7 protein-coding genes are annotated in these 9713 nt (G+C 71.3%); 2 read left to right on the forward strand and 5 right to left on the reverse strand.

Features of this window, described 5'->3' with window-relative positions; all coding sequences use genetic code 11:
* Positions 1-141: 141 nt before the first annotated feature.
* From efeO to JWN97_RS07835, 5 genes are all read right to left on the reverse strand, one after another.
* Positions 142-1329, reverse strand: coding sequence for an iron uptake system protein EfeO (gene efeO / locus JWN97_RS07815; RefSeq protein ID WP_297620984.1), 1188 nt, complete (start codon positions 1327-1329; stop codon positions 142-144).
* Positions 1326-2198 (reverse strand): iron uptake transporter permease EfeU, encoded by an 873-nt coding sequence (gene efeU, locus JWN97_RS07820; protein WP_297620987.1) that lies wholly within the window; start codon positions 2196-2198, stop codon positions 1326-1328. Before efeU ends, efeO begins: the two co-directional genes overlap by 4 nt.
* Positions 2199-2240: 42 nt before the next feature.
* Positions 2241-3269 (reverse strand): ketol-acid reductoisomerase, encoded by a 1029-nt coding sequence (ilvC, locus tag JWN97_RS07825; protein WP_297620990.1) that lies wholly within the window; start codon positions 3267-3269, stop codon positions 2241-2243.
* A gap of 69 nt (positions 3270-3338) precedes the next feature.
* On the reverse strand, positions 3339-3878 hold the full coding sequence (gene ilvN / locus JWN97_RS07830; protein WP_297620993.1) for an acetolactate synthase small subunit: 540 nt from the start codon (positions 3876-3878) through the stop codon (positions 3339-3341).
* 46 nt (positions 3879-3924) lie between these two features.
* On the reverse strand, positions 3925-5679 hold the full coding sequence (locus JWN97_RS07835) for an acetolactate synthase large subunit (RefSeq protein ID WP_297620996.1): 1755 nt from the start codon (positions 5677-5679) through the stop codon (positions 3925-3927).
* Positions 5680-5976: 297 nt separating this feature from the next.
* Here JWN97_RS07835 and JWN97_RS07840 point away from each other — a divergent pair, with 297 nt between their 5' ends.
* Together JWN97_RS07840 and JWN97_RS07845 are read left to right on the forward strand one after the other, a co-directional pair.
* On the forward strand, positions 5977-7626 hold the full coding sequence (locus JWN97_RS07840) for a TIGR03032 family protein (protein WP_297620999.1): 1650 nt from the start codon (positions 5977-5979) through the stop codon (positions 7624-7626).
* 108 nt (positions 7627-7734) lie between these two features.
* Positions 7735-9660 (forward strand): ELWxxDGT repeat protein, encoded by a 1926-nt coding sequence (locus JWN97_RS07845; RefSeq protein ID WP_297621002.1) that lies wholly within the window; start codon positions 7735-7737, stop codon positions 9658-9660.
* Positions 9661-9713 lie beyond the last annotated feature (53 nt).

The raw sequence follows: 9713 nt of genomic DNA on the forward strand, positions 1-9713 counted from the left end.
GGCCGCCGCCGGCGCCGGCCGTCGACACCTCCGCGTGCGCCGTCGTACGCCCGGCGGCGAAGGCACCCGCGGCGCCGGTGAGCGCGACCCCGCCACCCAGCAGGCCACGCCTGCTGAGCCGGGAGCCCGGCCTCTGCTCGGTCAGGACAGCACCGCCGCAGTGAGGCGCGAGAGCGGCTCGGAGAGGGCGTTGACCGAGTCGGAGAACGCCTTGACCTGCGCGGGGGTCAGCTCGTCGTAGGAGACGAAGCCGTCGCCCTCCCGCTGCTCGTCGAGGAGGACCTGCAGCTCGTCGAAGCGGGTGGTGAGCTGGTCGGCGAGGTCGGCGTCCTTCTCCGCGACGATCGGCTGCACGCCCTCCCAGGCGACGCGGGCGCCGTCGACGTTGGCCTGGAAGTCCCACAGGTCGGTGCGCGACCAGTACTCCTCCTCGCCGGTGACCTTGCCGGTCGCGACCTCCTCGAGCAGGCCGCGCGAGCCGTTGGCGATCGCGTCGACCGTGTAGGTCAGCTCCTGCACGCGGGAGTCGAGCTCCTCGGTGTGGGCGAGCAGGTCGTCGGCGTACGACGTGCGCTCGGCGTCGGTGAGCGGGGTGTAGTCCTCGGCACGCTGGGGCCAGAGGTCCTTCTCGATGAGGTGCCAGCCGCTCCACTCCTGGCCCGGCTCGAGGTCGGCCTCGCGGGCGTCCATCAGCGGGTCGAGGTCGCCGAACGACTCGGCCACGGTCTCGATCCGCTCCCAGTGGGTGCGCGCGACCGGGTAGAGCGCCCGCGCCGCGTCGTCGTCGCCGGCGGCGTAGAGGTCGACGAACTCCTGGGTCTTCTCGAGCAGCTGGGCCGACTGGTCCTCGACGTACGCCGCGTAGTTGGCCTCGGCCTGGTCGACGAGCTCCTGCTCGTCGGCGGAGACCTCGACCTCCTCGTCGGACTCGGTGACGGTGAGCTCGCCGCGGATCCCCTCGCCGGTCATCCCCGGCTTGCAGGCGGTGACGTAGGTCCCCGCCGGGGCGTTGACGGTCAGCGCGCGGGTGATGCTGGGGCCGATGTTCTCGACCTCGGCGACGATGCGCAGGCCGTCCTCGTCGAGGAGGTAGAACTCGGTGACCTGGTCGCCGGAGTTGGTCACGTCGAAGGTGAGCGTGCCCGCGGGGGCCTCGGCGGCCGACAGCGTGCACGCGTCGGCGGAGGAGTCGACGGTCAGGGCACGCGCGTCGCCGGCGTCGCCGGACGCGCCCGAGGAGCTGGTCGGTGCGGTGCTCTCGGTGCCGCAGGCGCCCAGGGTCGCGGCCAGCGCGGTGGCGCCGAGGAGGGCGATGGCAGTGCGGTTCATGCGGGGATTCCTTCGGGGTCAGGGCGTGGGGTGGGGGTCTGCGTGCGCCGTCGGATGCGCGAGAGGAAGAGCGGGAGCACGACGCAGACGTAGGCGAGCCACACGACGCCCTCGACCCACGTGGTCGCCGGCGAGAAGTTGAAGAAGCCCTTGAGCAGGGTCGCGACGAGCGAGTCGGGCGGCAGCACGTGGGTGATGTCGAACATCACCGCGCCCAGGCCGGGCAGCACGCCGGCCTCCTGCAGGTCGTGCATGCCGTAGGACAGGACGCCGGCGGCGACGAGGACGAGCAGGGCGCCCGTCCAGGCGAAGAAGCGGGTCAGGTTGATCGAGACGGCGCCGCGGTAGACGAGGTAGCCGAGCACGACGGCCGTGGCGATGCCGAGCACGGCGGCGAGGAGCGGCTCGGACGTGACCGGGGCGGCGTCGGGCAGGTCGCGCCCCGTGGCCGTGCGGGCGGCGGTCCAGAGGATCAGCGCGGTCTCGAGCCCCTCGCGGCCGACCGCGAGGAAGGCGACCACGACCAGGGACCAGCGCGAGTCCGCGGCGGCGTCCACGCGCCCGCGCAGCTCGCCGGCGATGGAGCGCGCGGCCCCGGCCATCCAGAAGATCATCCAGGTGACGAAGGCGGCCGCGATGATCGACAGCGCACCGCCGACGAGCTCCTGGGTGCGGAACGTGAGCTGGCGGCTCTGCAGGCCGAGGCCGAGGGTGAGGCCGACGCTCATCAGCACCGCGAGGCCCACGCCGGCCCACACACGGGGCAGCAGGCGTCGGCGGTCGGTCTTCACCAGGTAGGCGACCAGGATGCTCACCACGAGGGCGGCCTCCAGCCCCTCGCGCAACCCGATCAGGTAGTTCGCCAACATGAGGTCAGCCTAACCTAAGTTAGGCTGACCTCATGTTGAGAGTCAGCGGGCGGAGGTGCCCTCGACGTAGTCGGTGTCGTGCGACTTCACCCAGGCCATCAGCTTGCGCAGCTCGCGGCCGGTCTGCTCGATCGGGTGCGCCTCACCCTTCTTGCGGAACTCGGTGAACTCCGGGGACCCGTTGTCCATGTCGGTGATGAAGCGCTCGGCGAACGCGCCGCTCTTGATGTCGGCGAGCACGTCCTCCATGTTCTTCTTCACGTCGGGGGTGATCACACGCGGGCCGGAGACGTAGTCGCCGAACTCGGCGGTGTCGGAGACCGACCAGCGCTGCTTGGCGATCCCGCCCTCGTACATCAGGTCGACGATCAGCTTGAGCTCGTGGAGGCACTCGAAGTAGGCCACCTCGGGCTGGTAGCCGGCCTCCGTGAGCACCTCGAAGCCGTACATCACCAGCTGCGAGGCGCCGCCGCAGAGCACGGCCTGCTCACCGAACAGGTCGGTCTCGGTCTCCTCGGTGAAGGTGGTCTTGATCCCGCCGGCGCGCAGACCGCCGATGGCCTTGGCGTAGGACAGGGCGAGGTCCCAGGCGCTGCCCGACTCGTCCTTCTCGACCGCGACGAGGACGGGCACGCCGCGCCCGTCGACGTACTCACGACGCACGAGGTGGCCGGGGCCCTTGGGGGCGACCATGAAGACGTCGACGCCCTCGGGCGGGGTGATGTAGCCGAAGCGGATGTTGAAGCCGTGGCCGAAGACCAGGGTGTCGCCCGGGGTGAGCGCGGGCTCGATCTCCTCGGCGTAGAGCTTGCGCTGGTGCTGGTCGGGGGCGAGGATCACGATCAGGTCGGCCTCCTCGGCGGCCTCGCGCGGGGTGAGGACGCGCAGGCCCTCGGCCTCGGCCTTCTCCCGGCTCTTGGAGCCGGGCTGCAGGCCGATCCGGACGTCGACGCCGGAGTCGCGCAGGGACAGGGCGTGGGCGTGGCCCTGGCTGCCGTAGCCGATCACCGCGACGTTCTTGCCCTGGATCAGGCTCAGGTCCGCGTCGTCGTCGTAGAACATCTCAGCCACTGGGGGCTCTCCTTCATCGGTGGGTTTCTCAGGGTGGTGGAGCTAAGTGAGGGTGCTGGCGGTGGTGGGTCAGACGGCCCTGGGCGGCGCGGGCACGGCGACCGGGCGCTGCGGGCGCTCGCTGATCGAGCGCGAGCCGCGCCCGATCGCGACCATCCCGGACTGCACGAGCTCGCGGATGCCGAAGGGCTCGAGCACCCGGAGCAGGTCGGTGAGCTTGTCGGCGTTGCCCACGGCCTGGACGGTGACGGCCTCGGGCGAGACGTCGACCACCTTGGCCCGGAACAGCTGTACGGCGTCCAGCACCGCGCCGCGGGTGCTCGCGTCGGCGCGGACCTTGACCAGCAGGAGCTCGCGGTTGACCGAGCCGGCCCCGTCGAGCTCGACGATCTTGATCACCTCGACGAGCTTGTTGAGCTGCTTGGTGACCTGCTCGAGGGGCGACTCGGCCACGTTGACGAGGATCGTCATCCGGGACACCTCGGGGTGCTCGGTCGGACCGACCGCGAGGCTGTCGATGTTGAAGCCACGGCGGGAGAACAGGCCGGCGATCCGGGCCAGCACGCCGGGCTTGTTCTCGACCAGGACGGAGAGGGTGTGCTTGCTCATCGGATCTCCTTGGTTTCGACACGCTCGCTGCTCAGCCAGCGGTCCATCAGACGTCGTCCTCGTCGAACTGGGGCGCCAGGTCCCGGGCGTACTTGATCTCGTCGTTGCTGGTGCCGGCGGCGACCATCGGCCACACCATCGCGTCACGGTGCACCCGGAAGTCGACCACGACCGGCTGGTCGTTGATCGACATGGCCTTCTCGATCGTGGCGTCGACCTCCTCCGGCGACTCGCAGGCGAGCCCGACGCAGCCGTAGGCGTCGGCGAGCTTGACGAAGTCGGGGATCCGCTTGGAGTGGAGGTCGGTGTTGGAGTAGCGCTCGTTGTAGAAGAGCGTCTGCCACTGGCGGACCATGCCGAGCGACTCGTTGTTGATGATCGCGACCTTGATCGGGATGTCGTTGATCGCGCAGGTGGCGAGCTCCTGGTTGGTCATCTGGAAGCAGCCGTCGCCGTCGACCGCCCACACCGTGCTGTCCGGAATGCCGACCTTGGCACCCATCGCCGCGGGCACCGAGTAGCCCATCGTGCCGAGCCCGCCGGAGTTGAGCCACGTGTTGGGCTTCTCGTAGCCGATGAACTGCGCGGCCCACATCTGGTGCTGGCCAACGCCCGAGGTGAAGATCGTGTCGGAGCCGGAGATCTCGCCGAGCCGCTCGATGACGTACTGCGGGGCGAGGCCCGTGGCCGGGGTGTCGTAGCCGAGCGGGTACTGCTGCTTGACGCCGGAGAGGAAGGCGACCCAGGCCTCGTAGTCGGCGTCGGGACCCTCGGCCGTCAGGACCGCCACGAGCTGGGCGATGACCTCCTTGCAGTCCCCCACGATCGGCACGTCCGCGTGGCGGTTCTTGCCGATCTCGGCCGGGTCGATGTCGGCGTGGATGACGAGGGCGTGGGGAGCGAAGGAATCGAGGTTGCCGGTCACCCGGTCGTCGAAGCGGGCACCGAGGCTGATGATCAGGTCGCTCTTCTGCAGCGCCGCGACCGCGGCGACCGTGCCGTGCATGCCGGGCATGCCGAGGTTCTGCGGGTTGCTGTCGGGGAACGCGCCCCGAGCCATCAGCGTGGTGACGACCGGGATGCCGGTGAGCGCGGCCAGGCGGGCCAGCTCCGACGAGGCGCCGGCGCGGATCACGCCGCCGCCGACGTAGAGGACCGGGCGGCGGGCGTCCTTGATCAGGCGCACCGCCTCCCTGATCTGCTTGGCGTGCGGCGTGGTGACCGGACGGTAGCCGGGCAGGTGCAGCTCGCTCGGCCACGCGAAGGTGGTCTGCGCCTGCAGCGCCGACTTCGCGATGTCGACGAGCACCGGACCCGGGCGACCGGTGGAGGCGATGTGGAAGGCCTCGGCGATCCTGCCCGGGATGTCGGCAGGGTCGGTGACCAGGAAGTTGTGCTTGGTGATCGGCATCGTGATGCCGCGGATGTCCGCCTCCTGGAAGGCGTCGGTGCCGATCATCGAGGCGCCCACCTGGCCGGTGATGGCCACGAGGGGCACCGAGTCCATGTGCGCGTCCGCCAGCGGGGTGACGAGGTTGGTGGCGCCGGGGCCGGAGGTGGCCATGCAGACGCCCACCCGGCCCGTCGCGGCGGCGTACCCCTGGGCGGCGTGGCCCGCGCCCTGCTCGTGGCGGACCAGGATGTGCCGGATCCGGGTGGAGTCCATCAACGGGTCGTACGCCGGGAGGATCGCTCCACCCGGGATGCCGAAGATGTCGGTGACCCCGGCCGCCTCCAGGGAGGTCACCAGGCTCTGTGCCCCTGAGACCGTCCCGCCGCCCTGCCCGCCCTGCTCCGTCATGGTCCGCCTTCTTCGTCCGGTCGTGCCCTGCCCAACAAAAAACCCCCCGGCCCAGTGGGCGACGAGGGGTGACGCGTGTGCCTGCGGCCTGGGGCCTCAGCTCACGCGTCGCGTGCGTACAAGAATCTCGGTGCGCATGTGACAACCGTCGTCGCCGGGGCTGTCCGGCGTCAAGCGAGTGTGACAGTCGTCCCAACATCTGGAACGCGAGTCTCGGATGGTGGCATGGCCAGCGTGCGGGACGGGACGGGCGCGTCCGAGCTCGCGCGAGGCTGCGCCGTGGAAGGATCCCACGCCATGTCCACCCCGCAGACCGTCCCCACCCCTGCCAGCGACCCCGGCACCGCCCGCCCGGTCCTCGTGACCGGCAGCACCGGTCCCGCGTACGACGCGCTCCGGGCCTCGTTGTTGATGGCCCCGGGGGCCTGGGACGCCAGCGCGGTGGTCCCGTGGACCGGGGAGGCGCGGGCCGAGCACCACGCCCGCCTGGACCCGGACCGCTATGACGCGCACGCCCCGTCCCGGCCGCTCGTCTTCGACGCGGACGACGAGCGCCGCGAGGAGGTGTCGGTGGACTCGTTCGTCGTCCACCTCCACCAGCCCCCGACCCCCGGGGGCTGGAAGCAGCTCACCGCGTCGGCGCTGGACCTCGTCGAGCGGGTGGGCCCCGAGCGAGGACGCGTCGTCGACGTGGACGACCTCGTCGCCGAGCCGGAGGATGCCGCACAGCAGGTCTTCGGATTCCTCGGCCTCGGTTGGCACCCGCTCTCGTCCGGCCCCTTGCGGGAGCTGGCCGTCGGACTCGGCCGCGGCACCCGCGAGGGCGCCGGCGAGGGCGAGTCGGACGACGACGTCCGGGCGCTCGTGGCGCGCGCGCGGTCGCAGGCGCGCCCGGTCGCCCCCAGCCTGGCGCCGACCACCGCCCCCGGCAGCCTGACCGCCCACGACGACGGGCTGTCGGGGCTCCTGAAGTCGCTGGGCTCCTCGCTGATGGTCACGACGTACCAGTCCGACCGCGTGATCGTGCTGCGCCACGACGCAGGCCGCCTCGGCGTGCACCTGCGCGCCTTCGACCGGCCCATGGGGATCGCGCTGCACCCGCGCGGCTTCGCCCTGGGCGTGGCCTCGGAGGTCCTGGACTACCGCAACTTCGCCGAGCTCGCCGCCGGCGTCGATCCCCGGGGCAGCCACGACGCCTACTTCGTGCCGCGCAACTCCCACGTCACCGGCGACATCTCCGTGCACGACCTCGGCTTCGGCGCGGAGGGCCTGTGGGTCGTGGCCACCCAGTTCAGCTGCCTGGCCACGCTCGACACCGACCACAGCTTCGTCCCGCGCTGGCAGCCGCCCTTCGTCAGCGCCCTGGCGCCCGAGGACCGCTGCCACCTCAACGGGCTCGCCCTGGTGGACGGTGTCCCCCGCTACGTCACGGCACTCGGCGTGAGCGACGAGGCCGGCGGATGGCGGGCCCGCAAGGCCGACGGCGGCGTCGTGCTGGAGGTGCCCAGCGGGCGGACCGTCGTCGAGGGACTCTCGATGCCGCACTCCCCCCGGTGGCACGACGGTCGGTTGTGGGTGCTCGAGTCCGGTCGCGGCCGGCTGCTCACCTGTGACCCGGAGACCGGTACGACGACCACGGTGGCCGAGGTGCCTGGGTTCGCACGGGGACTCTCGTTCCACGGCCACCTGGCCTTCGTCGGGACTTCCCAGGCACGGGAGACGGCGACGTTCGGCGGACTTCCCATCGCCTCGCTGCCTCGCCTCGAGTGCGGCGTCTGGGCCGTCGACACCAGGACCGGCGAGATCGTGGCGTCCGTGCGCTTCGAGGACCGCATTAGGGAGATCTTCGACGTCTCGGTGCTGCCGGGCGTCAGGTTCCCCGACGTCGCGGAGGAGCGCAGCGAGATCGCCCGCACGGCGTGGGCCGTCCCGGCACCACCCTCCTGACCGCCCGCAAGGAGGGGGTGACGGTAAAGAAAACGCCGTAGTCCCACGTGCCTCACGCATCACACCTATCGTTTCGGGGTCAGATCACACCGTTGTAAGGAGATGCCCGTGGGGGCTCGTCAGCGTCAGAAGCTCTTGAAGCGCCGGAAGAGCGCGGCGCAGGCCGCGCGCGCCAGGGCACGCACCCGCAAGGTGGCCGTCACCGGCACCCTGGTCACCGCCGCTGCCGCCGCGTTCGCGGGCGTCGCGCCCGCCCAGGCGGGCCCGGTCGACGTCACCCCCCGGCAGGTCGGCGACCTGGTGGCCGGCACCGCGTCCTCCGACCCCGTGCTCCTCACGGCCGTCGGGGACACCACCTTCTTCGTGGCGGCGGACGCCGACGGCGACCGCGAGCTGTGGAAGACCGACGGCACCGCGGCCGGGTCGCAGCGCGTGGCCGACATCAACCCCGGCGGCCCGAGCTACCCCTCGAACCTCACCGCCGTCGGCGGCACGCTCTTCTTCACCGCGGACGACGGCACGCACGGACGCGAGGTGTGGAAGAGCGACGGCACGGAGGCCGGCACCACCCTCGTCAAGGACGTCTGGCCGGGCACTGGCGGCGGCGCCCAGAACTACGGCGCGCTCAACAAGCTCGGTGACGAGCTGCTGTTCGCCGCCTACCGGCCCGGGACCGGAGCGGAGCTGTGGAAGAGCGACGGCACCGACGCCGGGACCGTGCTCGTGAAGGACATCAACGACGGCTACAACGGGGGCCTGGGCTACTTCAACCGGGCCGCGGTGGTCGGTGATTCGCTGTTCTTCACCGCCTACCAGGACGCCACCGGCTACGAGCTGTGGAAGAGCGACGGCACCGAGGCCGGGACCACCCTCGTCAAGGACATCTGGCCGGGCCGTGACTGGGGCGTGTACTACACCACGATGGCGGCGGTCGGAGGAACCCTCTTCCTCACCGCCGACGACGGCACCCACGGGCGTGAGCTGTGGACGAGCGACGGCACCGAGGCCGGCACCACCCTGGTCAAGGACGCTTGGGCCGGCCCCGCGAGCGGAGCGGGCGGATACGGCTGGTATGGCTATGGCGCTGGTGTCGCCGCGGGGGGTGCGTTCTACTTCACCGGCAGGAACGAGGACACGGGCACCGAGCTCTGGAGGAGCGACGGCACCGAGGCCGGCACCGCGCTGGTGGTGGACGCCAACCCGGGCACCGATAGCAGCTACCCGCGCGAGCTCACGGTGGTCGGCACGTCGGTCTACTTCTCAGGCCAGAACCGCGTCTCGGGTCGCGAGCTGTGGAAGGCTGACGGCGCCTCGGCGAGCATGCTGTCCGACCTCGCGCCGGGCTCCTTCGACTCCTATCCCTATGACCTCACCGAGGTGGGCGGGCGCCTGTGGTTCAGCGCCGACCGCGGTCTCGAGGGTCGCGAGCTCTGGACGACCGACGGCACTGCCGCCAACACCTCGGTCGCCGCCGACATCTGGTCCGGAATCGACGGGAGCAACCCCTCCTGGATCACCAACGCCAATGGCGAGCTCTTCTTCACTGCTGCCACTGAGGCCGCCGGCCGCGAGCTGTGGACGGCGGGCGTGGCCCCCGCCGCGACTCCGACGCCGACTCCGACGCCGACCGCGACGCCGACGGCCCCCGTGCCGCTCGACACGGCCGTCAGCGGTGCCGTGGTCAAGACGAAGGCGCCCCAGCGACAGGGCAAGAAGCTGCGCGTCGTCGTCAGGGCGACCGCCTCCGAGAGCATCACCGCGACGGGCGCCGGGATGATCACGATCGCCGGCCGCACGAAGGCGATCACCCTGCGGACCACCTCGGCGACCAGCACGGGGTCCGGCGACGTCGCCTCCCTCTCACTGCGGGTCGGCAAGAAGGCGTCGAAGAAGGTGCTGCGCGCCGTGGACCGCTACCGCGACGCCAGCGCGAAGGACAAGAGCAAGTACCGGGTGAAGGCCAAGGTCACGGTCCTCATCGCTGACGAGGCCGGCAACAAGGTCATCCGGAACGTGGTCGTCAAGCTCGTCTGAGCCAGCCACGCAGGACGCACCGGCGAGGGCCGGGTGGGGACTCCCACCCGGCC

Origin of the sequence: Nocardioides sp. (genome assembly GCF_025965415.1) — a bacterium.
Classification (GTDB): Bacteria; Actinomycetota; Actinomycetes; order Propionibacteriales; family Nocardioidaceae; genus Nocardioides.